Annotated in this window: 25 protein-coding genes; 10 read left to right on the top strand and 15 right to left on the bottom strand. The window is 71.0% G+C overall.

Annotated elements, in window-relative coordinates:
* Positions 1-19 precede the first annotated feature (19 nt).
* Genes ABDJ40_RS22115 through ABDJ40_RS22095 form a run of 5 tightly spaced genes read right to left on the bottom strand, consistent with a single transcriptional unit; the run spans position 20 to position 5,126 of the window.
* Positions 20-712 (bottom strand): response regulator, encoded by a 693-nt coding sequence (locus ABDJ40_RS22115; protein WP_269630743.1) that lies wholly within the window; start codon positions 710-712, stop codon positions 20-22.
* Positions 709-2,265 (bottom strand): sensor histidine kinase, encoded by a 1,557-nt coding sequence (locus tag ABDJ40_RS22110; RefSeq protein ID WP_347612948.1) that lies wholly within the window; start codon positions 2,263-2,265, stop codon positions 709-711. The genes ABDJ40_RS22115 and ABDJ40_RS22110 overlap by 4 nt, the downstream gene beginning before the upstream one ends.
* Before the next feature lie 58 nt (positions 2,266-2,323).
* Positions 2,324-3,808: a hypothetical protein gene (locus ABDJ40_RS22105; protein WP_347612946.1), complete on the bottom strand. Its 1,485-nt coding sequence runs from the start codon at positions 3,806-3,808 to the stop codon at positions 2,324-2,326.
* On the bottom strand, positions 3,805-4,731 hold the full coding sequence (locus ABDJ40_RS22100; protein WP_347612944.1) for an ABC transporter ATP-binding protein: 927 nt from the start codon (positions 4,729-4,731) through the stop codon (positions 3,805-3,807). Before ABDJ40_RS22100 ends, ABDJ40_RS22105 begins: the two co-directional genes overlap by 4 nt.
* Positions 4,728-5,126, bottom strand: coding sequence for a GntR family transcriptional regulator (locus tag ABDJ40_RS22095; RefSeq protein ID WP_347612941.1), 399 nt, complete (start codon positions 5,124-5,126; stop codon positions 4,728-4,730). Before ABDJ40_RS22095 ends, ABDJ40_RS22100 begins: the two co-directional genes overlap by 4 nt.
* 304 nt (positions 5,127-5,430) lie before the next feature.
* Between ABDJ40_RS22095 and ABDJ40_RS22090 the strand changes: the two genes are divergently transcribed.
* Both ABDJ40_RS22090 and ABDJ40_RS22085 read left to right on the top strand, forming a co-directional pair.
* Positions 5,431-5,766: a hypothetical protein gene (locus ABDJ40_RS22090; protein WP_347612940.1), complete on the top strand. Its 336-nt coding sequence runs from the start codon at positions 5,431-5,433 to the stop codon at positions 5,764-5,766.
* A 486-nt stretch (positions 5,767-6,252) separates the two neighbouring features.
* Positions 6,253-7,401 (top strand): Kelch repeat-containing protein, encoded by a 1,149-nt coding sequence (locus tag ABDJ40_RS22085; RefSeq protein WP_347612939.1) that lies wholly within the window; start codon positions 6,253-6,255, stop codon positions 7,399-7,401.
* Positions 7,402-7,471: 70 nt separating this feature from the next.
* Here ABDJ40_RS22085 and ABDJ40_RS22080 read toward each other — a convergent pair whose 3' ends face one another.
* Both ABDJ40_RS22080 and ABDJ40_RS22075 read right to left on the bottom strand, forming a co-directional pair.
* Entirely contained in the window at positions 7,472-7,906 is a 435-nt protein-coding gene (locus ABDJ40_RS22080) for a hypothetical protein (protein WP_347612937.1), read from the bottom strand.
* Complete coding sequence (locus ABDJ40_RS22075) at positions 7,903-8,541, bottom strand: class I SAM-dependent DNA methyltransferase (protein ID WP_347612935.1); 639 nt, start codon at positions 8,539-8,541, stop codon at positions 7,903-7,905. The genes ABDJ40_RS22080 and ABDJ40_RS22075 overlap by 4 nt, the downstream gene beginning before the upstream one ends.
* A gap of 120 nt (positions 8,542-8,661) precedes the next feature.
* Between ABDJ40_RS22075 and ABDJ40_RS22070 the strand changes: the two genes are divergently transcribed.
* The 4 genes from ABDJ40_RS22070 (at position 8,662) to ABDJ40_RS22055 (ending at position 10,896) form a co-directional block, all read left to right on the top strand.
* Positions 8,662-9,069, top strand: coding sequence for a hypothetical protein (locus tag ABDJ40_RS22070; protein ID WP_347612933.1), 408 nt, complete (start codon positions 8,662-8,664; stop codon positions 9,067-9,069).
* A gap of 1 nt (position 9,070) precedes the next feature.
* Positions 9,071-9,421: a winged helix-turn-helix domain-containing protein gene (locus ABDJ40_RS22065; protein WP_347612930.1), complete on the top strand. Its 351-nt coding sequence runs from the start codon at positions 9,071-9,073 to the stop codon at positions 9,419-9,421.
* 120 nt (positions 9,422-9,541) lie between these two features.
* On the top strand, positions 9,542-10,213 hold the full coding sequence (gene modB / locus ABDJ40_RS22060; RefSeq protein WP_347612928.1) for a molybdate ABC transporter permease subunit: 672 nt from the start codon (positions 9,542-9,544) through the stop codon (positions 10,211-10,213).
* A complete protein-coding gene (locus ABDJ40_RS22055) occupies positions 10,210-10,896 on the top strand; it encodes an ATP-binding cassette domain-containing protein (protein WP_347612927.1) in 687 nt (228 codons plus the stop codon). Before modB ends, ABDJ40_RS22055 begins: the two co-directional genes overlap by 4 nt.
* Here the strand turns inward: ABDJ40_RS22055 and ABDJ40_RS22050 are convergent.
* The 6 genes from ABDJ40_RS22050 to ABDJ40_RS22025 all read right to left on the bottom strand — a co-directional run bounded on the left by ABDJ40_RS22050 (position 10,893) and on the right by ABDJ40_RS22025 (position 16,455).
* Positions 10,893-11,525, bottom strand: coding sequence for an HD domain-containing protein (locus ABDJ40_RS22050; RefSeq protein WP_347612926.1), 633 nt, complete (start codon positions 11,523-11,525; stop codon positions 10,893-10,895). The genes ABDJ40_RS22055 and ABDJ40_RS22050 overlap by 4 nt on opposite strands.
* Positions 11,522-12,418 carry an alpha/beta fold hydrolase gene (locus ABDJ40_RS22045; RefSeq protein WP_347612924.1) on the bottom strand — a complete coding sequence of 299 codons (897 nt, stop codon included), beginning with the start codon at positions 12,416-12,418 and terminating at the stop codon, positions 11,522-11,524. Before ABDJ40_RS22045 ends, ABDJ40_RS22050 begins: the two co-directional genes overlap by 4 nt.
* Before the next feature lie 33 nt (positions 12,419-12,451).
* Complete coding sequence (locus ABDJ40_RS22040; protein ID WP_347612922.1) at positions 12,452-12,643, bottom strand: hypothetical protein; 192 nt, start codon at positions 12,641-12,643, stop codon at positions 12,452-12,454.
* A 117-nt stretch (positions 12,644-12,760) separates the two neighbouring features.
* Positions 12,761-14,443 carry an ABC transporter ATP-binding protein gene (locus ABDJ40_RS22035; protein ID WP_347612920.1) on the bottom strand — a complete coding sequence of 561 codons (1,683 nt, stop codon included), beginning with the start codon at positions 14,441-14,443 and terminating at the stop codon, positions 12,761-12,763.
* Between the two features lie 18 nt (positions 14,444-14,461).
* Complete coding sequence (locus ABDJ40_RS22030; protein ID WP_347612919.1) at positions 14,462-15,520, bottom strand: ABC transporter permease; 1,059 nt, start codon at positions 15,518-15,520, stop codon at positions 14,462-14,464.
* On the bottom strand, positions 15,517-16,455 hold the full coding sequence (locus ABDJ40_RS22025; RefSeq protein ID WP_347612917.1) for an ABC transporter permease: 939 nt from the start codon (positions 16,453-16,455) through the stop codon (positions 15,517-15,519). The genes ABDJ40_RS22030 and ABDJ40_RS22025 overlap by 4 nt, the downstream gene beginning before the upstream one ends.
* Positions 16,456-16,716: 261 nt before the next feature.
* On the opposite strand from ABDJ40_RS22025, the gene ABDJ40_RS22020 reads away from it, so the two are divergent.
* Both ABDJ40_RS22020 and ABDJ40_RS22015 read left to right on the top strand, forming a co-directional pair.
* A complete protein-coding gene (locus ABDJ40_RS22020; RefSeq protein ID WP_347612916.1) occupies positions 16,717-18,567 on the top strand; it encodes an ABC transporter substrate-binding protein in 1,851 nt (616 codons plus the stop codon).
* A gap of 120 nt (positions 18,568-18,687) precedes the next feature.
* Positions 18,688-20,526 (top strand): ABC transporter substrate-binding protein, encoded by a 1,839-nt coding sequence (locus ABDJ40_RS22015; protein WP_347612914.1) that lies wholly within the window; start codon positions 18,688-18,690, stop codon positions 20,524-20,526.
* A gap of 18 nt (positions 20,527-20,544) precedes the next feature.
* Here ABDJ40_RS22015 and ABDJ40_RS22010 read toward each other — a convergent pair whose 3' ends face one another.
* Positions 20,545-21,015 carry a carboxymuconolactone decarboxylase family protein gene (locus ABDJ40_RS22010; RefSeq protein WP_347612912.1) on the bottom strand — a complete coding sequence of 157 codons (471 nt, stop codon included), beginning with the start codon at positions 21,013-21,015 and terminating at the stop codon, positions 20,545-20,547.
* A gap of 36 nt (positions 21,016-21,051) precedes the next feature.
* Positions 21,052-21,549, bottom strand: coding sequence for a GrpB family protein (locus tag ABDJ40_RS22005; protein ID WP_347612910.1), 498 nt, complete (start codon positions 21,547-21,549; stop codon positions 21,052-21,054).
* Positions 21,550-21,647: 98 nt separating this feature from the next.
* Here ABDJ40_RS22005 and ABDJ40_RS22000 point away from each other — a divergent pair, with 98 nt between their 5' ends.
* Complete coding sequence (locus ABDJ40_RS22000) at positions 21,648-22,259, top strand: TetR/AcrR family transcriptional regulator (protein WP_347612908.1); 612 nt, start codon at positions 21,648-21,650, stop codon at positions 22,257-22,259.
* A gap of 80 nt (positions 22,260-22,339) precedes the next feature.
* On the top strand, positions 22,340-22,465 hold the full coding sequence (locus tag ABDJ40_RS21995; RefSeq protein ID WP_347612905.1) for a hypothetical protein: 126 nt from the start codon (positions 22,340-22,342) through the stop codon (positions 22,463-22,465).

The raw sequence follows: 22,465 nt of genomic DNA, 5'->3' as shown, positions 1-22,465 counted from the left end.
GGGCCGGCGGTCCGCTGCCTCAGCGCGCATCGGCCAGGCGGTAGCCCACCCCGGGCTCGGTCAGCAGCAGGCGGGGATCGGCCGGCTCGGCCTCCAGCTTGGCGCGCAGCTGGCCCATGTAGAGGCGCAGGTAGTGGGTGTGCTCGGTGAACTCGGGGCCCCACACATCGGCCAGCAGCGCCCGGTGCGTGACGACCTGTCCCGCGCTGCGCACCAGGCGCGCCAGCAGCTTGAACTCGGTGGGCGTGAGGTGCAGGACCTCGCCGTCCAGGCTCACGCGGTGCGCCTCCAGGTCCACACACAGGCGGCCCTGCTCGTAGCGGGTGACGGCCGCGCGGGTGTGCACGCCGCGGTGGCGCAGGGCCACGCGCATGCGGGCCAGCAGCTCGCTGATGGAGAAGGGCTTGACCAGGTAGTCGTCCGCGCCGGCATCCAGCAGGCGGACCTTGGCCCCGTCCTGCTCGCGGGCCGAGATCACCAGCAGCGGCGTGCCGCGCTCGCGGCGCAGGCGCTGCAGCAGCTCCTCCCCTTCGCCGTCGGGCAGGCCCAGGTCCAGCAGCACGAGGTCTGGGGCCTCGGCATGGCTCAGCAGGGCATGGCCCTCGGCCAGGCTGGCGGCGGTCTGCACCTCGTAGCCCTCCAGGGCCAGGGCGTCGCGCAGGGTGCGGCGCAACTCGCGATCGTCCTCGACCAGCATCACGCGCAGGCTCATGGCGTGTCCTCCATCGGTGTGTCCAGTGCCGGCGGCGCCTGCACGGGCAGCCGGCATTCAAAGCTCGAGCCGCCATGGCTGCGGGCCCGCAGGCGCAAGCTGCCGCCATGGGCTGCGGCGATGGCCCGACAGGCCGCCAGGCCCACGCCGGCGCCGCGGCGGCTGCCTGCGGCGTCCGGCCGTTCGCGGTCCAGTTCCTCCACCCGCTGGAAGGGCTCGAAGATGCGCGCCCGCGCGGCCGGCGGCACGCCGGGGCCGCGGTCGCGCACGGCCATCAGCAGCTCGCCGGCCTCGTGGCGCACCAGCAGCTCGATGGGCCCCTCCGGCGCATAGCGCAGGGCGTTGTCCAGCAGGTTGTCCAGCAGCTGGGCCAGCAGCACGGCGTCGCACTGCAGCAGGGGCAGGGCGCTGGCCACGCGCAGACGCACGCGCTGCGCCGCCTGGGCCTGGCGCTGGCGCACGCGGCGCAGGGCCGCGCCCACCACCTCTTCCGGCGCCTCCCAGTCCATGCGCAGCTGCAGGCCGGCGCTCTCCAGGCGGGCCAGCTGCAGGGTGTTGTCGGTCATGCGGGAGAGCTGGCGGGTCTCGTCCAGCACGGTGGCCAGCAGCTTCTGGCGCTGGGCCGGGGTCTGACGCTCACCTTGATCCAGCAGTGAGCTGGCCGCGCCCATGATGGTGGCCAGGGGCGTGCGGTAGTCATGGGAGATGGCCGCCAGCAGGGCATTGCGGGTGGCCTGGCCCTCGGCCTCGTCATGGGCGCGGCGGGCGGCCTGCTCGGCCGCCTGGCGCTCCAGGGCCAGGCCCATCTGGTCGCACAGGGACTGGGCATGGGCGCGCAGCTCGGGGTCGGGATGCAGGGCGTCCGGCAGGATCAGCAGGGCCGCGCCATGGCTGGCCAGGCGGCCGCGCAGGGGCAGGTACCAGGCCCTCAGCTCCTGGTGGCGCCCGGTACCGGGGCCGAAGGGCACGCCCTGGCGCCAGCAGGCCCAGAGGCCGGCCAGCTGGTCCGCGTCAGGATCGCCGATCAGCAGCTGGCCCTCGGTCAGGCGGTTCTCTCGCGGCAAGGGTCCGGCGCCCAGCAGCAGGGGCGCGGGCGTGGGCAGCAGGGCGTCGAGCTGCCCCTGCAGCAGCGCAGCGGCCTCGACGGGGGACTGGCTGTCCCGCAGCGCCTGGCCCAGGGCGCGCAGCTGGTCGGCCTGCTCGGCATGGCGGCGCGCGGCGTCCGCCTCGCGCCGCAGCCGGCTCAGCAGCACGGCCACCAGCCAGGACAGCGCCAGCATGGTCGCCAGCAACCATAGGTGGCTCCAGCCCTGAAGCTCCATGCTGCGCTCAGGGCTGACGAAGCGCCAGTTGAAGGCCAGCACCGCCAGCAGGCTCAGGACCATGGAGGCCAGCAGGGGCAGCCACAGCGTGCTCAGCGTGGCCGCCAGCACCAGCAGCAGCACCAGGTTGGCCAGCTCCACATGCGCGTCCACCCGCAGCATCAGGCCCCAGCACGCCGCCCAGATGAGGGCGGGTGGCAGACAGCGCTGGAGCAGGGGCGGCAGGGTCATGGGGCGCTACGGTAGCAGGCCCCGCGTCAGGATGGCATCAGGACGGCACGCGCGGGTCTCAGGCCAGCGGGCGGGAGGCGTTACGGCCCCAGGGCAGGGCCGGCAGGGCCTCGTCGCGCAGGCGCCGCAGGCCCAGGAACCAGGCCCCCGCGACCAGCACCAGCACCAGGCCGCTCAGGCCGCAGCGCTGTGCCACGCCCCAGTGCTCCGGCAGCAGGCCATGCCAGGCCAGGGCGCCGAGCACGGCCACGATCAGCAGGCCGGTGCTGCCGGGCGAGGTCCGGGTGTCCCAGCGGCGCAGCAGCAGCAGGCTGGCCAGCAGGGCACCGACGCCCAGGCCCTGCAGGAAGGCGCCGGGCGGCGGCAGGGCCGCCTGGCCGAGCAGCAGGAGCCCCGGCACTGCCAGGCCCAGCATCAGCCAGACCTGGCGGCCGAGCAGGCGGGCGCGCAACTGGCCCTGCCCCGGCAGACCCGGCAGCAGCACCAGCAGCGCCTGCTCGCGCCGGGAGCGCTGCAGGGCGGTGCCCAGGCTGAACATCGTGCCCATCATCATCCCCATGAAGAGCTGGCCGAGGGCCATCAGGGGCCAGGTCCAGGCGATGTCGCGCACGTGCATCTCCGGCGGTGTCATGTCAGGCAGCAGCAGCCACATCAGGCCCCCGCCCAGCGCAATCACCGGCAGCACGACCATCATGCTGCCCACGACGATGGTCCAGTGCGCGCTGCCGTACAGGGGCAGCTCCAGGCGCGCCAGGGCGTGGCGCAGCGTGGGCTCGGGGCGGCGGACCAGCCGCGCCAGGTACCAGCGGTTCAGCGTCGAGAACAGCCACAGCACGCGCAGGCCCCAGCGGCCCTGGTGGCGCGGGTTGTAGCCTGCGCCACCGTCCTGCATGGAGGCCAGCAGGCGCTGCATCTGCTCGTAGCGCCGGGCATGGGCCGCGTCGCCCTGGCCCATCAGGTCCATCTGGAACAGGGCGAGGCCGGCGAGCAGCGGCAGGCACACCCAGGCAGGGTTAGACTGCCAGACGGCCAGCCAGGCCTGCACCAGGCCCTGCCCGAGGGCGCTCCCCTGCAGCAGCGGCACCAGGACCGGCGGCGCGAAGCAGATCAGCACGAAGCCCATGGGCCAGCGCACCAGGGCGGTCAGCAGGCTCAGGAAAAGGGCCGTGACCAGCACGGCCATCCAGACATTGGCCTGCAGCCAGGCGGCCAGGGCACCGGCCACCACGACGGGCGCGCCCCACAGCAGCAGGACGGCCAGGCGCAGGCGCGCCACATGCACCGGCACCAGGCGGGCGAGGTGCGGATGGTTCTGGCGGCGCAGGCCGGACAGCGTCAGCATCCAGGCGATGACGAAGAGCACGGCGGCCGCCAGGCCGGCGGCGAAGACGGCGGCGGTGACGCCCTTGGTCCAGGCCAGCAGGCCCAGCAGGGCGGCCAGGCCCAGCACGCCGCCCCACAGCAGGCGCAGCGGCATCTGGTTCAGGCGCCAGCGCCAGGGGGCGGACAGCAGCAAGCTCGTGGGGGCAAGAAGTCCGTTCATGCGGTGAGCTCCTCGAACAGGTCTTCCAGCTGCACGCCCTGCAGGCCGGCCGCGGCGTCAGGCAAGACCTGACCCTCGGGCCATTGCAGCAGCCAGCGCTCCTGACCCTCGCCCAGCGTGCGGCGCGACAGCACCGTGGCGCCGCACGCGGCGGCCTGCAGGGCCTGGGGCGTGCCCTGGGCGATCCGGCACTGGTCCATCAGCCCGTCCAGCGGCGCCTGCAGGGCCAGGCGGCCGCGGGCCATGAAGGCCACATTGAAGGCCACCCGTTCCAGGTCGGACAGGATGTGGGTGGAGAAGACCACCGTGGTGCCGCGGTCCAGCACCTGCTCCACCAGCTCGCGCAGGAAGTCGCGGCGGCCCAGGGGATCGAGTGCAGCCACGGGCTCGTCCAGCACCAGCAGGTCCGGCCCATGGGCCAGGGCGCGAACGATGGACAGGCGCTGCTGCTGACCGCCGGAGAGCTTGGCGATGGGCTTGTCCCGTGGCAGCTCCCAGCGCGACATCAGCCCGTCCACCAGCGCTTCGTCCCAGCGCGGGTAGAAGCTGCGGAAGTAGGCCAGCAGCTGGGCGGGGGTGAACTGCTCGAAAAGGTCGGACTGCTGGGGCACATAGCCGATGCGGGCGCGGGTGGCGTCGTCCAGGGCGCGCACATCGCAGCCGAAGAGCCGCGCCTCGCCCTGCTGCGGGTCGCGCAGGCCCAGCAGGCATTCCAGCAGGCTGGTCTTGCCGGCGCCGTTGCGGCCCAGCAGGCCCACCACCTGGCCGGGCATCAGCTGCCAGTCGATGCCGTCCAGCACGGTCTGCGTGCCGTAGCGCAGGCTCAGGCCGCGCAGGTCCAGGGCGGGCGACAGGGCGACGGACTGGCTGGACAGCGGCGTGGCCATCTGCAGGCCGGGGGCGTTCAGGGTCTGGGTGTTCATGCGGAGTCTCCCTCGTCAAGAATGGTCTGGAACAGCTGCAGCGCCTGGGCGGGCTTGAGCTCCAGCTGGCGGGCTTCGCTGGCGGCCTTCTCCAGCGTGGGACGCAACAGCTCGACACGCGCCCCCAGCGGCTGGCGCCGCCCGTGCTGAGCCGCCACCCGCATGGGCAGGCCGCGCTGGCGCTCCACCAGACCTTCCGCCTCCATCAGCCCGTAGGCCTTGGAGACGGTCATCGGGTTGACCGCCAGATGCGCCGCCAGCTCACGCACCGAGGGCAGCTCCTGCCCCGCCGACAGCTGGGCGCTTGCCACCAGGCGCCGCAGCTGCTCCAGCAGCTGGCGGTAGATGGGTTCGGTGGAGCCCGTCTGGATGTGGAAGAGGTGCAGGGGGTTCATGGGTGAATGTGGTGTGTATCAATACAGTAATACAGTAGGGTGGAATTGGCAAGCCTGTCGAAGGTCATGAGGCAGAACGGCGTGCGGTGGTCGGAAGTCGTTGGCCTCTGAACTCTGGGCTTGCCTGCGTCCGGCATGGCAGCCAGCCTGGATCCACCTGAAAGGCGAGCATTCACCCTTGCCGATAGCGTCGGCACTGCTCAGAATCTCCAGCTCCCGAGACAAGCGCATGCACCGGCCGCGACTTCACCTTCGGGCACGTGGGTGCAAACGCCTGACATCGACTTGAATGGCTGGAGGCTGCATGGACGAGATCGGAAAGTACTGGCGGGACAACGTCACCAAGCTCCTCGCTTGGGGGACAACCATTCTGGGTCTCGTCGGCGGGACTGCCATCTATCACAGCCACGATTTTTCGCTGCTTCGCGGAGGAGATCGAGAACACATCCGTTCCTGGATCCTTCTGGCATTTGCGTTCGGATTCACCATTGCATGGTTCCGCGGCGTGCGCTGGATCTACCTGACGCATCTGGCTGGCGAAGTAGATGCCACGGTACTGCCATGGAAGGCCGTGCGAGCCTACCTATGGGCGGTATGTTCCTGCATGTGGGTGCTGGCGATCACTGCTGCCATCCCCTGACGATTGCCGGCGCCTCTGCGGGACTGCAGGCTGCGCAGCCCCCAGCCCCGCAAGGCACCCGGCCCGGATCCGCGGCTGCATGCCCGTGCGTCCATCGAGGATGCGCAGCGCGCCGTAGCCACCCGGCGCCGTGATCGACGATCACCGGCGCTCCGAGCAACCCTCGGCACGCGAAGCGCCGGCCTCGCCTATCGCCGCACTTCCGGCGAAGTCCGCCTGTTCACAAGACGCAGGCACCTGCAGGCCGCGCATGACGTCCAGCACTGCCCTCCCTGCGTCATCCAGCAGCCGCCCCGCCTTCACGCCCTCATCTGTCGAAGAAGGCGTGCGGATGGCGATTCCATCGCAGCAAGCTTCACTAATTTGTTATTGCAGCACCCCTAGAGTGCGCAGCGGCGCACGCCGGCATCAAGGCGCGTGCCCAAGCAACTCCCCACAAGGGATCTTTAGCAATCACGAAGGAACGGGCTTCACCGCCCTTGAGTCATGAAGAATCAATCAAAAGTTGTGCGACTGGGATTCGTGCTGAGCCTGCTGGCCGGCGCCCTGATGGGATCGGGCGCGGCCGTGGCCGCCACGCCGGCGGCACAGGCCGGGGTCGACGGCAGTGCCGTGGGCATCGCCGCCCCCATCCGGCTGAACATCGCCCGCAGCCAGGGTCATACCGTGACCCAGCTGAATGATGGCCGCCTGCTGGTGCTGGGCGGCAAGAGCGGCAGCCTCGCGACCGTGGCCGCCGAGCTGATCGACCCCGTCACCGGCCGGGTCGAGCAGCTGAGCAGCATGGTCCAGGCACGGCAGGGCCACACGGCCACGCTGCTGGCCGATGGCCGCGTGCTGGTGACCGGTGGCGACCTGGGCGACGGCCGCGTGCTGGCGCTGAACTCGGCCGAACTCTTCGATCCCCGCACCAAGACCTTCCAGCTGGCAGCCACGCCCATGACGCTGGAGCGCTCCAGCCACACGGCCACGCTGCTGAAGAACGGCAAGGTGCTGATCACCGGCGGGCAGGGCCTGCGGCAGGGCACGGTCTCCTTCTCCGCCGAGGTCTTCGACCCCGCCACCGGCAAGTTCGAGAGCCTCACACCGCAGCGCCTGGTCGCGCCGCGCACGAATCACGCCGCCACGCTGCTGGACTCCGGCCAGGTCCTGATCGTCGGCGGCACCGATTGGCAGACCGCCCGCGCCCCCACCTCGGCCGAGCTGTACGACCCGGTGGCGAACACCTTCACGCAGCTGGAGTCCCCGCTGAACTTCAAGAACGAGACGCCGCAGGCCCTCAAGCTGAGCTCCCGCCGTGTGCTGGTCCTCAGCAACCAGGGCGCTGATCTCTTCGATCCCGTCACCAAGACCTTCAAGCCGCTTCCCGGCCCCCTGAAGGCTCGTGACTACGAGGCCGCCACGGCCCTGTACGACGGCGGCGCCCTGGTGCTGGGCGGCCTCAGCGCGGACACCATCATCCCCTCCATCGAGCGCTACGACCCCGTCCGCGGCACCTTCCGGACCGTGGCGACGCTGCGCAAGGAGCGCGCCTGGGGCGTGGCCACGCTGGCCTACACCGGCGCGGTGTTCCTCGTCGGCGGCGTTGACAACAGCGGTGCGGCCATCGCGGACGTGACCGTCTACTGGCCTTGAGGCCCCTGCGTCGCCGCGCCTGCTGAGGCGGCGACACGGCCCCGGCCGCCGCCCGCGGCGCGCCGGGGCCCTAGCCCGGCAGAAGCCAGCACACGACCACGACACCGAGGGCCATGGCGGCCCACAGGAGCTGCGTCCTGCGACGCACGCGCTGCAGCTGGGCCCGATGGCGCTGGTGCTGCGCCCGATGGCTGCGCGTCCGCGCTTCCCAATCCTGCGGGGAGCTGTAGCGCTTGAGCTTCTCGCTGTACACCCCCGCCCCGAGCACCTCGGCCAGCTCGAACATCACCACGACCAGCTCTCGCGAGGGGTTCTGCGTGTGAACGAGGCCGTGCGGGTCGAGCGAGAGGCGCTGGGCGCTGTCGGAGGCCAGCGCAAAGCAGGCCGCCTCCGGCTTGCCCAGGGCCACCAGCTCCGGCCGGCCACGGGCCGCGGCCAGCCACTGCTCACGGTCCACCGGGCTGTCCTTGAAGCCGGCATGGGCGATGTAGACATGGAAGCTCATGGCTTGCGGGCGATGCAGTACCAGTCCGCCGTCTGCACCGACGCATTCGCCGGGCAGGGCAGCGGCGCCTGCGACTGCAGCACCAGGCCGGCCTCGGCGAGCCAGGCGCCCACGCTGCCCGGCCCCTCCATCGCATGGAAGAACACGTGCACCACGTCACCGCGGCTGCTGCGCTGCGGGCCGGAATCCTCGGGGCGGCCGCCCTGGGTGCTGAGGTAGAGCAGGCCGCCCGGCGCCAGCAGGCGGGCGGCCCGGGCGACGAAGGCCTGCGCGCCCGTCGGGTCCAGATAGGGCAGGCCGAAGGCGCAGACGATGGCGTCCCAGCGGCCGTCCTCGCCCGGCAGCTGGCGGCAGTCGCCCACCTCGAAGCGCGCGGCCGGCACGGCGGCACGGGCCAGCTCGACCATGCGGGGGGCCAGGTCCACGCCCAGCAGCTGCAGGTCCGGCCGCCAGGCCAGCAGGCGGCGCGCCACGGTCCCGGGGCCGCAGGCGGCATCGAGCACGCACGCGTGCGGCGGCAGCGGGGCGGCCAGCAGGGCATAGCTCTCGTCGTAGAGATCGAGGTCCATGTACTTGCTCTGGTACAGATCCGCCAGCTGGTCGAAGACCTGGGCGGACCGGGCACTGGGATCCATGAGGCGTCCTGGGGTTCAAGAGTCGCGGACCTTGCAGCTTAGCCTGGGGGCGGGTCTGCCCGCAGGCGGCCGCGCGCCACGGTGCCAGAATGCGCCCATGTCCGTTGAAAGGATGCCCGGATGACTGCCCTGCCTTCACGTCTGGCCGCCCTGGCCGCCCTCTCCCTGGCCGCCGCCTCCGCGCTGGCCGCGCCGGCCGAGGAGACCCTGCGCCTCAAGTTCCAGGCCGCTGGCGGCGATGCCGCGGGCAGCCTGCAGGTCCAGTTCATCGGCTACCGCGACCAGCGCTGCCCGGTCAATGTGCAGTGCATCACTGCCGGCACGGCGCAGGCCCTGTTCTGGGTGCAGCCCAGCGAGGGCGCCGGGCAAGTCCTGACCCTGACCTGGCCCGCCGCCGAGCCGGCCAAGGCTGGCGGCTACAGCCTGCAGCTCAAGAGCCTGGAGCCCCGCCCCAACACCCGCAAGCCTCCCAATCCGGCGGACTACGAAGCCGTGCTCACGCTGCACAAGCTCGCCGGCAAGCCCTGACATGAGCGCCAAACCCCAGCTGCGCCTGCGCATGCGGGTGACGGTGGACGACACCATCGCCATCGGACCTGGCAAGATCGCCCTGCTGGAGGCCCTGGACGAGACCCGCTCCATCACCGCCGCGGCCAAGGCCCTGGGCATGTCCTACCGGCGCGCCTGGGCCCTGATCGACGAGCTGAACCGCTCGCTGAAGGAGCCCGCGGTGATCAGCGCGGCCGGTGGGTCGCAGGGCGGTGGCAGCGAGCTGAGCCCCAGCGGCCGGCAGCTGCTGGACCTCTACCGCGGCATCGAGGCCCAGGCCCAGGCGGCCTGCAAGCCGGACATCCAGCGCCTGCTGAAGCTGCTGGCCTGATCCGCCACGGTGGCGTTCGTTATGCAGGAAGGTATATTGCGTACCGTCCCCACGCCTCCCGCCCTGCCGGAACTCCCTGCCCCATGACCGCCCTTCCGAACGGCCCGCTGCCGCCCGCGCATGCCTGACGCCCTGATCGCGCTGGGCCTGTCGCTGAAGGTGGCGCTGTGGGCCAGCGGCCTGGACCTGCTGCTGGGCACGGCCCTGGGCTACGCCCTGGCACGCTGGCGCTTTCCCGGGCGCGAGCTGCTGGACGCTGCCCTGACCCTGCCCCTGGTCCTGCCGCCCACGGTGCTGGGCTACTACCTGCTGGTGCTGGTGGGCCGCAAGGGCTGGCTGGGCGCCTGGCTGTTCGAGACCTTCGGCATACGCCTGATCTTCACCTGGCAGGGCGCCACCCTTGCCGCGGCCCTGGTGGCCTTTCCGCTGGTGCTCAAGGCCGCGCGCAGCGCCTTCGAGCAGGTCGACCCGCAGCTGGAGCAGGCCGGGCGCGTGCTGGGCCTCAGCGAGTGGGCGGTGTTCTGCCGCGTGAGCCTGCCCCTGGCCTGGCGCGGCATCCTGGCCGGCCTGCTGCTGGCCTTTGCCCGCGCCCTGGGCGAGTTCGGCGCCACGCTGATGGTGGCCGGCAGCATCCCGGGGCAGACGCAGACCCTCTCCATCGCCATCTACGAGGCCGTGCAGGCCGGGCAGGATGACACGGCGCAGCTGCTGGTCTGGATCACCTCGCTGAGCTGCGTGGCCGTGCTGGTGGCCGCCAGCCGCCTGGCGCCGCCGAGCCGGGAGCGGGCATGAGCTTCGAGATCCGCCTGCGCAAGCAGCTGCCGCCCGCGCCCGGCGTGGCGGGGTCAGGTTTTGCCCTGGAGCTCGACCTGAGCACTTCGGCGCGCTGCCTGGTGATCCACGGCCCCTCGGGCGCCGGCAAGAGCCTCACCCTGCAGGCCGTGGCCGGCCTGCTGAAGCCTGACGAGGGCAGGATCTGCGTGGCCGGCGAGCCGCTGTTCGACAGCGCCACCCGCCTGGACCGCCCCAGCCGCGAGCGGCGCCTGGGCTATCTGTTCCAGGACTACGCGCTCTTCCCGCAGCTGAACGTGCGCCAGAACGTGGCCTTCGGCTTGCAGCGCGGCTGGCGCAATCCGCCGCGCAGCATGATGAACGAGAAGCTGGCCCACTGGCTGGCCCTGATGGAGCTGGACGGCGTGGCTTCGCAGCTACCGCACCAGCTCTCCGGTGGTCAGCGCCAGCGCACGGCCCTGGCCCGCGCCCTGATCACCGAGCCCCGCGCCCTGCTGCTGGACGAGCCCTTCGCGGCGCTCGACCCCGAGCTGCGCGAACGCCTGCGCGAGGAGCTGGAGCGCCTGCTGGCCCGCGTGCAGATCCCCCTGCTGATGATCACCCACGACCCCGAGGACCTGGCGCGCTTCGGCGAGGCGCGGGTGCAGCTGCGCGGCGGGCGGGTGGTGGCAGCCCAGCTCTAGGACTGGGCCAACGCCTCGCAGGCCTGGTGCAGATTGGCGCGGGCCGCCGCGTCCCAGGCCGCGTGCAGGGCCTCGGTAACGAAGAGCCGCTCGCGCGCCAAGAAGCCCTGCAGGATGCGGCGCCGGCCCGCCCGGAAGTCAGGCTCGGGCACGAAGGCGTACTCGGCGCGGATCTGGCTTTCGTATTGCGCAAAGCGCGCGGCGGGCGCGGCCAGGATGGCGAGGTCCAGGTCCAGCAGCAGGCCCATGTCGGCGTCACGGGCCACATGGTCCCGCGTGGCCAGCACCAGCCGCGCCACGCGCTCGCAGGCCGGCACCGGCAGGCCCAGGGCGGGCAGGGCGGCGCGGGCCCAGTCGGCGCTGCGCGCCTCGTTGTCAGGCGCCCGTGGCTCGTAGACGGCGTCGTGGAACCACAGGGCCAGGGCCAGCAGCCCGGGCTCGCGGGCGAGCTGACGCCATTGCGCCAGGGCAGCCAGACACTCGTGCAGGTGCTGGCCGGCGTGGTAGTGACGCCAGGGCTGGTTCCAGGCCGCCAGCAAGTCCTCGAAGAGGGTCAGGTCTTGCCTGATCGACAGCTCCGCGCAGGTGGCCAGCCAGGCGGCCCGCAGCCCGACGGCTTCGACACTCATGCCGCGCCGGCGCCGTGGACCAGCGCGGCGACCCGGTCCGCGAAGCGCGGCCACAGGGCCTCGGGCAGGTCGTGGCCCATGCCGGGGATGAAATCGGTCTCGACGTGGCGCAGGTGGCGGGCCAGGTGGCGGCCGGCGGCCACGGGCACCAGGGGGTCCGCCTCGCCGTGGATCACCAGGGCCGGCGCCTGGACGCGGGTCACGAGAGGCGTGCGGTCCTCGTCGGCCACCACGGCCATCAGCTGGCGCAGCATGCCCTGGGGATGGTCGCTGCGGCGCAGGGCCTCGAGCACGCGCGCCTCCAGCCAGCCGGCGGCCGGCGGGTAGGCCGGGCTGCCGATCAGGCGGTACAGGGCCGCGAAATGCGCCTGCAGCGTGGCCTCGTCGCGCCGGGGCGGGCGGGCCAGCAGGGCCTGGCGCACCGGCCAGGTGGGACCCGGCAGGTGGCGGGCGCCGGCCGTGGTCATCATGAGGGTCAGGCTTTGCACGCGCTGCGGCGCCTGGTCCACCAGGTGCTGGGCGATCATGCCGCCCATGGAGGCGCCCCAGACATGGGCACGGGGCAGGTCCAGGGCGTCCAGCACGCCCAGGGCGTCGCGGGCCATGTCGGCGAGGCTGTAGGGGCTGCGCACGGGCAGGTGCAGCAGGTGCTTGAAGGACGCCCAGCCGACATGCGGCAGGCCCAGGTGGTCCAGGTGCTGGCTGAGGCCGATGTCGCGGTTGTCGAAGCGGACCACGCGCAGGTCGCGCGCCGTGAGGGCCTCGACAAGGCCCTGGGGCCAGGCGATCAGCTGCATCCCCAGTCCCATGATCATCAAGAGCGCAGGGGCCCCGCGGGGCCCCTGGTCGTCGACGGCGATGCGCAGGCCGTTGGCGTTCACATGGCTTTGCATGCGCCGATCATAGGCCTGGCTCGTGACGGTCCCTCACTTGCAGGTGAAGCTCTTGTGCGTCACGTCCTTGACGTTGCCGGCGCCGCAGGTCTTGATGGCCTGCTCGCTCATCTGGGTCAGCGCCTCGCGGTCGCTGACGACGCGCTCGCCGTTGGGGGCGATGACGCAGGCGGTACAGAGCAGAGCGGCGAGGGTGACGGTGGCCAGGGTGGCGATGCGCTTCATGGGTATCCTCCGGGAGTTCGTTTGGAATGGACGCGACTGTAGGGCCGGCAAGCCCGGGTCACTTCGCCCAAGCGACGAACTGCCACAGGCGAAGGACAGACCGCTTTGCTGGCCGGCTCAGGCGCTCTGCCCCGCCCCCTGGTAGCCGCGGGGCACCGCGCCCAGCAGTCGCCTCGTGTAGTCCTGCTTCGGCGCGGCCAGCAGCTGTGAGGTCTCGGCCTGCTCGACGACGTCCCCGTGCTGCATCACCAGCACCTCGTCCGAGATGAAGCGCACCACGGCCAGGTCGTGGCTGATGAAGATGTAGCTGAGGCCGAACTCGTCCTGCAGGTCCTTCAGCAGGTTCAGCACCTGGGCCTGCACGGACACGTCCAGCGCCGACACGGCCTCGTCCAGCACCAGCACCTCGGGCTTGAGCGTCAGGCAGCGCGCGATGGCGATGCGCTGGCGCTGGCCGCCGGAGAACTCGTGCGGGTACTTGGGCAGGGCCGATTCGTCCAGGCCCACCTTCTTGAGCAGGCCGGCGGCAATCTCCAGGCGCTCCTCGTGGTCCGCGCCGATGTCGTGGATCTCCATGGGCTCCACCAGGGTCTGGGCGATGGTGAAGCGCGGGTTCAGCGAGGCATAGGGATTCTGGAAGACGACCTGGATGCGGCGGCGCATCTGCTGCCAGTCGGATGCGCCCATCTTGAGCAGGTCGCGGCCCTCGAACAGCACCTCGCCACCGGTGGGCTCGTGCAGGCGCAGCAGGGTCAGGCCCATGGTGGTCTTGCCCGAGCCGGACTCGCCCACCACGCCCAGGGTGTGGCCCTTGCGCAGGCGGAAGCTGACGTCCTTGACGGCCTGGAACTCCCTGCGGCCGAACAGGCCCTCGCGGAAGAAGAAGCTCTTGCGCAGGCCGCGCGCCTCCAGGATCACCGGGGCGTCCGGGTCCTTGGTGCTCACGGCCTGCCGTGCCGCGCGGCCGGCGATGTGGTCGTCGATCACCGTCAGCCGGGCCGGGTTGTCCTGCAGCGAGGGGCGGCAGGCCAGCAGGGCGCGGGTGTAGGCATCCTGCGGAGACTGGAAGATTTGCGCCACCGGCGCCTGCTCGCGGATCTGGCCGTGGCGCATCACCACCACGTGGTCCGCGATCTCGCCGACCACGCCCAGGTCGTGCGAGATGAAGAGCAGGCTCATGCGGTGAGCCTCCTTCAGCTTCGCCAGCAGCTCCATCACCTGGCGCTGGATGGTGACGTCCAGGGCGGTGGTGGGCTCGTCGGCGATCAGCAGCTTGGGGCCGCAGGACAGGGCCAGGGCGATCATCACCCGCTGCTGCTGCCCGCCGGACATCTCGTGCGGATAGCTGCCCAGGCGACGCTTGGGATCGGGGATGCCCACCTCGTGCAGCAGCTCCTCGGCGCGGGCCAGGGCCTGCTTGCGGCTCATGCCCAGATGCAGCATCAGCGGCTCCATGATCTGGTCGCCCACGGTGAAGACCGGATTGAGCGAGCTCATGGGGTCCTGGAACACGCAGGCAATCTCGCGGCCGCGCAGGGCCTGCAGCTCGCGCGGCGCGCTCTGCAGCAGATCGCGGCCCTGGAAGAGGATGCGGCCGCTGCGCTCGGCGTTGTCCGGCAGCAGGTTCAGGATGGACATGGCCGTGACGCTCTTGCCCGAGCCCGATTCGCCCACCAGGGCCACGGTGCTGTTCTCCGGCACGTCGAAGCTGATGCCCTTCACCGCCTGCTGGCGCTGCACCTCGCCGTGCAGCTTGCCCATGCGGAAGGCGACGTGGAGGTCTTGGATACTCAGAAGCATGTCAGTGGTTCCAGCGGGTCACTCGAGACCACGGAGTTTGGGGTCCAGCGCATCACGCAGCGCATCGGTGAACAGCGCAAACGCCGTCACGAACACCGCCATGCACACGGCCACCGCGGTGAGCTGCCACCAGTAGCCCAGGATCAGCTCGCTCTGGGCCTCGGCCAGCATGGTGCCCCAGGAGACCTGGTCCACGCTGACGCCCAGGCCCAGGTAGGACAGGATCACCTCGCTCTTGATGAAGCGCACCACCAGCAGGGACAGCTGCACCAGCGTCACGTGGGACACATTGGGCAGGATGTGGCGGAACATGCGCGAGCCCTGCGAGGCGCCGATGGCCTCGGCGGCGCGCACGTATTCGCGGCTGGAATGCTTGATGAACTCGGCGCGCACCAGGCGGTAGACGCCGGTCCAGCCCGCCAGGCCCAGGATCATCACCACCGGCAGCACGCCGCGGCCGAAGATGGCCGCGAAGGCGAAGATCAGCAGGATGTCCGGCACCGCGGTGAAGACGTTGTAGACCCACTCGAGGAAGTCGCCCACGCGCCGGCCGAAGAAGCCGGACAGGGCCCCCAGCACGGTGCCGATCAGCGTGGCGACGAGGGCCGCCAGCACGCCCACCATGATGGACACCTCGGCGCCCTTCATCACCTTGGAGAGCACGTCGCGGCCCAGGCGGTCGGCGCCGAAGGGCAGGGTCTCCTGCTTGACCAGGTCCTCGGTCTTGAAGCTGCTGGCCTTGGCGTCCCACTCGGCGTAGCGCGGGGCCAGGGGGTCGATGTCGGAGAGGTCCACGTTGGGGCCCTTGGGCCCCTGCGCGGCCTGGCTGGACTCGGCCGGCGCCGGGCCCATGAAGCCGGGGGGCGCATTGGGCACCCCGATCTCCTTCTGCCAGCCCGAGGCGATCAGGCCCAGGCCCGTGGCCAGCACCAGGCCCAGGAAGACAGCCACCACCCACAGGCAGGCCATGCCCAGACGGTCACCGCGCATGCGCCGCCAGGCCGCGGCCCAGACGCCTTGCGAGCCGCGCGAATCGGCGCTGCTTGCGGCCGGTGCGGAGGTCAGGGTGGCGCTCATTTCAGGACCACCCTAGGGTCAACGGCCTTGTAGAGCAGGTCGGTCAGCAGATTGATCACCATGGTCAGCATGGCCAGGTAGATGGCGAAGGCCTGGATAACGGGGAAGTCGCTGCGGTTGACGGCCAGCAGCAGCTCGCGGCCCAGGCCGGGGATGGAGAAGAAGACTTCCAGCAGGAAGGAGCCCACGAACACGCCGGGCAGGGCCACGGAGATGTTGGTGAGGATGGGGATCAAGGCGTTGCGCAGCACGTGCTTGAGCAGGATGCGGCGCTCGGGCAGGCCCTTGGCGCGGGCGGTGCGCACGTAGTCGTGACCGATCTCGTCCAGGAAGAAGCTGCGGTACAGCCGCGTGTAGGGCGCCAGGGCCACGGCCACGGCCACCATCACGGGCAGGGGCGCGTAGGTGGTGAGGTTGGTCCAGGTGCTGTTGCTCCAGCCCTGCACCGGGAACAGGCCCAGGCGGAAGGCGAAGAAGTACTGGCCCACGATCACGTAGACCAGCAGCGAGATGGACACCGCCACCGTGCTGAGCACCATCACCGCGCGGTCGGTCAGCGAGCCGCGCACGGCGGACACGGCCAGCGCGAAGGGGATGGCCAGCAGCACCTCCAGGCACAGGATGGGCAGCATCACCGTCAGCGTGGCCGGCATGCGGGTGGCGAAGAGCGTGGCCACGGACTCGTTGGTGGCCCAGCTGTGGCCCCAGTTGAAGGTGACGATCTGCTTCAGGAAGATCAGCAGCTGCTCCCATACCGGCCGGTTCAGGCCCAGCTGTTCGCGGATGGCCTGGATCTGCTCGGCGGACGCGTTCTGGCCGCCCAGGATCTCGGCCGGGTCGCCGCCGAACCAGCGGAACAGGAAGAACACCAGCAGCACGACCCCCAGCAGGGTGGGGATCATTTGCCACAGGCGCCGCAAGAGATAGGCCGTCATGGCTGTCGGTCTCCAAATCGGACTGCCAGCCCCGGCGGCGGCCAGGGCTCAGAAGGGGACCCGGCGGCGGGCGCTGGCCGCTCGGACTTCGGGCGCAGTCTAGTGCAGGCCCAGCCCCCTGCCCATGCCGGTTTATGCTGAGGCGATGCCGGATTTCTCCTAGGGGAATTCCAGGGCTTTGCCCGGCGTTTCCGGGTCACAATCGCCAGCCCGTGCCGGGCTCGCCATGCCCCGCACGCCGGTTCTCGAGGGATGCAAAGAATGCGCGCTGTAGTTGTTGTTGCTCTCCTGATGGGCGCCCTGGGCCCGCTGGCGCCTGTGGTGGCCCAGCCGGCGGCGTCGCCCGCCACGCCTGCCGACGCTGCGGCCACCGAGGCCGCCCCGAAGAAGGTCCTGCGCTACGCCATCCGCGTGGCCGAGACCGGCTTCGACCCGGCCCAGGTCTCCGACCTCTACTCCCGCACCATCACCGCCGGCATCTTCGACGCCCCGCTGCGCTTCGACTACCTGGCCCGCCCGGTTCGCCTGAAGCCCTCCACCGCCCAGGCGCTGCCGGAGATCAGCGAGGACTTCAAGACCCTCACCTTCCGCATCAAGCCCGGCATCTACTTCGCGGACGACCCCGCCTTCAAGGGCCGCAGGCGCGAGCTGACCGCGGCCGACTACGTCTACTCGATCAAGCGCCACTACGACCCGGTCAACAAGAGCAGCAACCTCTACATCCTGGAGAACGCCCTGCTGCCGGGCCTCTCCGAGCTGCGCCAGGACGCCCTCAAGAACAAGAAGCCCTTCGACTACGACCGCGAGGTGCCCGCGCTCAAGCTGCTGGACCGCTACACCTTCCAGGTCCGCACCGAGCTGGGGGACCCGCGCTTCATCAACAACTTCGCCGACGCCATGCTCGGCGCCGTGGCCCGCGAGGTGATCGAGGCCTATCCCGGCAAGACCATGGAGCACCCGGTGGGCACCGGCCCCTGGCGCCTGGCCGAGTGGCGGCGCAGCTCCCTGATCGTGCTCGAGAAGAACCCCAACTTCCGGGACGTGTTCTACGAGGAAACACCTGACCCCGCGGACACCCGCATGGTCGAGGCCGCCGCCCGCCTCAAGGGTCGCAAGCTGCCCATGGTGGACCGCGTGGAGATCGCCGTCATCGAGGAGAACCAGCCGCGCTGGCTGTCTTTCCTGCGCAATGAGTTCGACCTGGTGGACGATGTGCCGCAGGAGTTCCTGCCGCTGTACATGCCCCAGAACAAGCTCGCCCCCGACCTGGCGAAGCGGGGCATGCAGGCGGTGCGCTATGCGCGGGCGGACCTGTACCTGTCCTACTTCAACATGGAGGACCCGGTGGTGGGCGGCTACACGCCCGAGAAGGTGGCCCTGCGCCGTGCCATCTCCCTGGCCGTGGACCTGGACAAGGTGATCCGCCTGCCCCGCCGCGGCCAGGCCATTCCCGCCCAGGGTCCCATCCCGCCCGGCACCTTCGGCTACGACCCGACCTTCCGCTCCGAGATGAGCCAGCACAACGTCGGCCGCGCCCGCGCCCTGCTGGACCTCTACGGCTACGTGGACAAGGACGGCGACGGCTGGCGCGAGCAGCCCGACGGCTCGCCCCTGGTCATCGAGTACACCACCGAGCCCGACGGCGAGAAGCGCGCCCTGGCCGAGCTGTGGCAGAAGGCGCTGGACGCCATCCAGGTGCGCCTCAAGTTCCGCTTCGGCAAGTGGCCGGAGAACCTCAAGGCTGCCAATGCCGGCAGGTTGCAGATGTGGGGCGTGGGCTGGAGCGCCACGGCACCGGACGGCGACGCCTTCCTGGGCCTGGGCTACGGGCCCAACAAGGGTCAGTCGAACAAGTCGCGCTTCGACCTGCCGGCCTACAACAAGATCTATGCCCGTCAGAAGCGCCTGCCCAACGGCCCGGAGCGCCAGGCCCTGATGACCGAGGCCCAGCGCCTGCTGGTGGCCTACATGCCCTTCAAGGCCGAGGTGCACCGCATCTACACCGACATGGCCCAGCCCTGGGTGATCGGCTACGACCGCAACATCTACATGCGCGACTTCTGGGCCTTCGTGGACATCGACGTCGAGCAGCAGACCCGTGCCCGCCCCTGAGCCGGCCCCGCAACACCCCCACGCCCCCGTGACAACCCGCAGACCCCGGCCCCGCCCACCGGGGGGCTCTAGGGGTGAATACGTGCTCTTCGGAGCCAGGCCTTCCGCGACACTGCGTCCATGACATTCCGCGCCCCAGCGGGCGGACCCTCCCGCCGTGAACTCCTGGCCCTGGCCGGCCTGAGCGGCCTGGGCCTGCCAGCCCAGGCGGCCCGGCCCGGCAGCGGGCCGGCCAAGGTCCTGCGCTACGCCATCCGCATCGCCGAGACGGGCTTCGACCCGGCCCGCATCAGCGACCTCTACTCCCGCACCATCACCGCCCACATCTTCGAGGGCCTCTACACCTACGACCATCTGGCCCGCCCCGCCCGGCTCAAGCCTCTGGTGGCCGAGGGCATGCCCGAGGTCAGCGAGGACTTCCGGGTCTGGACCATGCGGGTGCGCCCCGGCATCTACTTCTCGGCCGACCCCGCCTTCAAGGGCCAGCGCCGCGAGCTGGTGGCCGAGGACTTCGTCTACAGCTGGAAGCGCTTCGCCGACCCGGAGGTGGCCTCGCCGTCGTGGTCCGAAGTGGATGAGCTGGGCATCCTGGGCCTGGCCGAGTACCGCGCCGCCCTGCTCAAGAGCAAGTCACCCTTCGACTACGACAAGCCCATCGAGGGCCTGCGCGCGCTGGACCGCTACACCCTGCAGATCCGCCTGAAGGAGACGCGGCCGCGGCTGATGGAGGTCTTCGCGCAGATCGACACCTACGGCGCCGTGGCCCGCGAGGTCATCGAGGCCTACCCGGGCCAGGCCATGGAGCACCCGGTGGGGACCGGCCCCTTCGTGCTGGGCGCCTGGCGGCGCAGCTCCCTGATCACCCTGGACCGCAACCCGGACTACCGCGAGCGCTACTACGACGCCCAGCCCGCGCCGGACGACAAGGAAGGCCAGGCCCTGCTCGCCCGCTACAAGGGCCGGCGCCTGCCCATGGTCGACCAGGTCCAGGTGGCCATCATCGAGGAGAGCCAGCCGCGTTGGCTCTCCTTCCTCAACCGCCAGTTCGACTTCCTGGAGCGAACGCCGGAAGACTTCATCCAGCAGGCCCTGCCCCAGGGCAAGCTCGCACCCAACCTGGCGCGCCAGGGCATCCAGGCCTACCGTGCCCTGCTGGCGGACGTGCTGTTCACCGTCTTCAACATGGACGACCCGGTGGTGGGCGGCTACACACCGGCGCGCGTGGCCCTGCGCCGCGCCATCGCCCTGGCCACGGACTGCCGGCGCGAGATCAGCCTGGCGCGCCGCGGCCAGGCCATCCCCGCGCAGTCGCCCTACATCCCGCACACCACGGCCTACGACGCGAACTACAAGAGCGAGATGGGCGACTTCGACCCCGCCCGCGCCAAGGCCCTGCTGGACCTCTACGGCTACCGCGACCGCGACGGCGACGGCTGGCGCGAGGACCCCGACGGCCGCCAGCTGGTGCTGGAAAGCCTCACCACGCCCGACGGCTTCCAGCGCCAGATCGACGAGCTCTGGCAGAAGAACCTCGCCGCCGTGGGCCTGCGCGTGCAGTTCCGCACCGGCAAGTGGCCCGAGAACTTCAAGGCCCTGCGCGCCGGCCACTACATGATCTGGAGCCTGGCCCTCTCGGCCGCCAAGCCTGATGCACAGGACGCGCTGGCCAGCTTCCACAGCGGGCACATCGGCGCCTCCAACTTCGCGCGCTTCCGCCTGGAGGCCATGGACCGGCTCTTCGACCAGGCCGGCGGCCTGCCCGACGGCCCGCAGCGCCAGGCCCTGTTCAGGGAGAGCAAGCGCCTGGCCACGGCCTACATGCCCTACAAGTACCGCGGGCACCGCTACGTCACCGACCTCGCCCACCCCTGGGTTCAGGGCTACCGCCGGCCGCTGTTCTGGCAGCACTGGTGGGAGTTCGTGGACATCGAGGGCGCACCGCCCGCACCACCGGCCTGAGGCCGCAACGGCGGGCTCTCAGGGTGCCGGCGGCGTGAAGCGCAGACCGCCCGCGATGCGGTTCCATGCGTTGATGTGCCCGATGGCGGCGGTCACATTGGCAATCTCGACCGGGCTGAACTGCGCCTGCAGCGCGGCATAGGCCGGCTCGGTATCCGGATGCGCGGCCTGCAGCGTCAGCGCCTCGGCCCAGGCCAGGGCGGCCCGCTCGCGAGGGGCGAAGGCCGGGGAGTCCCGCCAGCAGGCCAGCTGGTCCAGCTGCAGGGCGGGCAGGCCCAGCTGGCGGCCCAGGTTCAGGTGGTACTGCAGGCAGAAGGCGCAGCCATTGAGCTGCGAGACGCGCACCTTGAGCAGCTCGCAAAGCCGCGGGTCCAGGCCCGAGGCGGCCACGGCACGGCCCAGCTCGCGCAGGGCCAGCACCACGCCGCCGGCATGCTTCTCGAAGGCCGCCCAGTCCTGGCGCGGCTCCACCGCTTGTACTTCACTCATGGCATCCATCCCGCCGAACGACCGGCGCGGGGCGCACTATAGGCAGTCGCCCGGCCGCGCCAGCACGGATTCAATGAATCGGGCCTTCGCCGCGCGATAAGCGTCCTCGCCCTGGTCCGCGTGCGCCCGCTTGACGGCGTCGTAGGCGGCCACGAGGGCCGGTTCGCGGCGCAGGGCGTCGCGAAAGCGCAGGAAGTCCTCGAAGGACGAGCCCCGCGCCACGATCTGCAGGGCCAGGTCTTGCCCCTGCGCCCAGTCCGGCGGCGCCAGCAGCATGCACAGCTCGGGCGTGCGCAGGGTGTCGGCCTTGATCTCGAAACCCTGGGCGCACAGCCTCGCCACGACCTGCGGGTGGGCCTCGGGGGCCACGAGCACGCAGATGTCCAGGTCCCCCTTGGAGCAGGCGCCGGGAAGGGAGGAGGCGCCCACATGCTCCACCTGCGCGTCCGGCAGCAGGGCCTGCAAGGCGGCAGCGCAGCGCTCGAACAGGGCTTGCACGGCGGGCTGGTAGTCGGCGGCGGCCAGGAGACGCATGGCGGGGCAGGGGTGGACTGGGAGGCGCCCAGTGTCGCAAAACCCCGCTGCGGCCAGGGCGGCTTGCAAGTTCGCACGGTCGTGCTAAATTCGCGACCATGGAAGCCAAGACCGAACGCAGCGAGCTGACCCAGACCGCCATCGTGGACATGGCGCTGGAGATGGCCGCGCTGGAGGGGCTGGAGAGCCTGTCCATCGGCGAGATCGCCAAGCGCCTGAACCTGTCCAAGAGCGGCGTGTTCTCGCGCATCGGCTCGCGAGAGACCCTGCAGAAAGCCGTGCTGGACGAATTCGACCGCCGCTTCCAGCAGGACATCCTCGTGCCCGCCCTGCGCGAGCCCCGCGGCCTGCCGCGCCTGGACGCCATCATGCGCGCCTGGCTGGCCCGCGCCTGCCAGGCCGGCCACCGCGGCAGCTGCCTCTACGCCGCAGGCGCCTTCGAGTTCGACGACCGCGAGGGCCCGCTGCGCGACATGCTGCTCAGCGGCGTCAAACGCTGGCGCCAGGTGCTCCGGCGCAGCGTGCTGCAAGCCGTCGAATGCGGCCATCTGCAGGCGGACCTGGACCCCGACCAGCTGGTCTTCGACCTCGACGCCGTCTTCACCGCCGTCGTGCGGGAGACCCGCTTCCTGCGCGACCCGCTGGCCGCCGAGCGCGGCTGGACCTCCTACCAGCGCCTCATGCAGGGCCTGCGTCCGAGCCCGCCCTGACCCGTCCCCGCTCCTTCACGGAGCGCTTCTTTTCACCCAACTTCGCACGATCGTGCGAAATACATCGAAAGGCCCTCACCATGTTCAGCCCCCTCCTGATCCTGGCCCTGTGCGGGCTGGCCGGCCTTGTGTGGCGCGGCTGGCAAGGCCTGCAGCGCCTGTGGCGCGCCATCCCCTCCCACAACCGCGACTTCTTTCTGGGGTGA

The organism is Roseateles flavus (genome assembly GCF_039872765.1).
Classification (GTDB): domain Bacteria; phylum Pseudomonadota; class Gammaproteobacteria; order Burkholderiales; family Burkholderiaceae_C; genus Roseateles_B; species Roseateles_B flavus.
Note: the sequence above shows the minus strand (reverse complement) of the source record. Positions and strands in the feature narration are given on the sequence as shown.

Bases quoted from the DNA above. Each gene is read 5' to 3' on its own strand.
- ABDJ40_RS22115 (WP_269630743.1), bottom strand. From the start codon at position 712: ATGAGCCTGCGCGTGATGCTGGTCGAGGACGATCGCGAGTTGCGCCGC.
- ABDJ40_RS22110 (WP_347612948.1), bottom strand. From the start codon at position 2,265: ATGACCCTGCCGCCCCTGCTCCAGCGCTGTCTGCCACCCGCCCTCATC.
- ABDJ40_RS22105 (WP_347612946.1), bottom strand. From the start codon at position 3,808: ATGAACGGACTTCTTGCCCCCACGAGCTTGCTGCTGTCCGCCCCCTGG.
- ABDJ40_RS22100 (WP_347612944.1), bottom strand. From the start codon at position 4,731: ATGAACACCCAGACCCTGAACGCCCCCGGCCTGCAGATGGCCACGCCG.
- ABDJ40_RS22095 (WP_347612941.1), bottom strand. From the start codon at position 5,126: ATGAACCCCCTGCACCTCTTCCACATCCAGACGGGCTCCACCGAACCC.
- ABDJ40_RS22090 (WP_347612940.1), top strand. From the start codon at position 5,431: ATGGACGAGATCGGAAAGTACTGGCGGGACAACGTCACCAAGCTCCTC.
- ABDJ40_RS22085 (WP_347612939.1), top strand. From the start codon at position 6,253: ATGAAGAATCAATCAAAAGTTGTGCGACTGGGATTCGTGCTGAGCCTG.
- ABDJ40_RS22080 (WP_347612937.1), bottom strand. From the start codon at position 7,906: ATGAGCTTCCATGTCTACATCGCCCATGCCGGCTTCAAGGACAGCCCG.
- ABDJ40_RS22075 (WP_347612935.1), bottom strand. From the start codon at position 8,541: ATGGATCCCAGTGCCCGGTCCGCCCAGGTCTTCGACCAGCTGGCGGAT.
- ABDJ40_RS22070 (WP_347612933.1), top strand. From the start codon at position 8,662: ATGACTGCCCTGCCTTCACGTCTGGCCGCCCTGGCCGCCCTCTCCCTG.
- ABDJ40_RS22065 (WP_347612930.1), top strand. From the start codon at position 9,071: ATGAGCGCCAAACCCCAGCTGCGCCTGCGCATGCGGGTGACGGTGGAC.
- modB (WP_347612928.1), top strand. From the start codon at position 9,542: ATGCCTGACGCCCTGATCGCGCTGGGCCTGTCGCTGAAGGTGGCGCTG.
- ABDJ40_RS22055 (WP_347612927.1), top strand. From the start codon at position 10,210: ATGAGCTTCGAGATCCGCCTGCGCAAGCAGCTGCCGCCCGCGCCCGGC.
- ABDJ40_RS22050 (WP_347612926.1), bottom strand. From the start codon at position 11,525: ATGAGTGTCGAAGCCGTCGGGCTGCGGGCCGCCTGGCTGGCCACCTGC.
- ABDJ40_RS22045 (WP_347612924.1), bottom strand. From the start codon at position 12,418: ATGCAAAGCCATGTGAACGCCAACGGCCTGCGCATCGCCGTCGACGAC.
- ABDJ40_RS22040 (WP_347612922.1), bottom strand. From the start codon at position 12,643: ATGAAGCGCATCGCCACCCTGGCCACCGTCACCCTCGCCGCTCTGCTC.
- ABDJ40_RS22035 (WP_347612920.1), bottom strand. From the start codon at position 14,443: ATGCTTCTGAGTATCCAAGACCTCCACGTCGCCTTCCGCATGGGCAAG.
- ABDJ40_RS22030 (WP_347612919.1), bottom strand. From the start codon at position 15,520: ATGAGCGCCACCCTGACCTCCGCACCGGCCGCAAGCAGCGCCGATTCG.
- ABDJ40_RS22025 (WP_347612917.1), bottom strand. From the start codon at position 16,455: ATGACGGCCTATCTCTTGCGGCGCCTGTGGCAAATGATCCCCACCCTG.
- ABDJ40_RS22020 (WP_347612916.1), top strand. From the start codon at position 16,717: ATGCGCGCTGTAGTTGTTGTTGCTCTCCTGATGGGCGCCCTGGGCCCG.
- ABDJ40_RS22015 (WP_347612914.1), top strand. From the start codon at position 18,688: ATGACATTCCGCGCCCCAGCGGGCGGACCCTCCCGCCGTGAACTCCTG.
- ABDJ40_RS22010 (WP_347612912.1), bottom strand. From the start codon at position 21,015: ATGAGTGAAGTACAAGCGGTGGAGCCGCGCCAGGACTGGGCGGCCTTC.
- ABDJ40_RS22005 (WP_347612910.1), bottom strand. From the start codon at position 21,549: ATGCGTCTCCTGGCCGCCGCCGACTACCAGCCCGCCGTGCAAGCCCTG.
- ABDJ40_RS22000 (WP_347612908.1), top strand. From the start codon at position 21,648: ATGGAAGCCAAGACCGAACGCAGCGAGCTGACCCAGACCGCCATCGTG.
- ABDJ40_RS21995 (WP_347612905.1), top strand. From the start codon at position 22,340: ATGTTCAGCCCCCTCCTGATCCTGGCCCTGTGCGGGCTGGCCGGCCTT.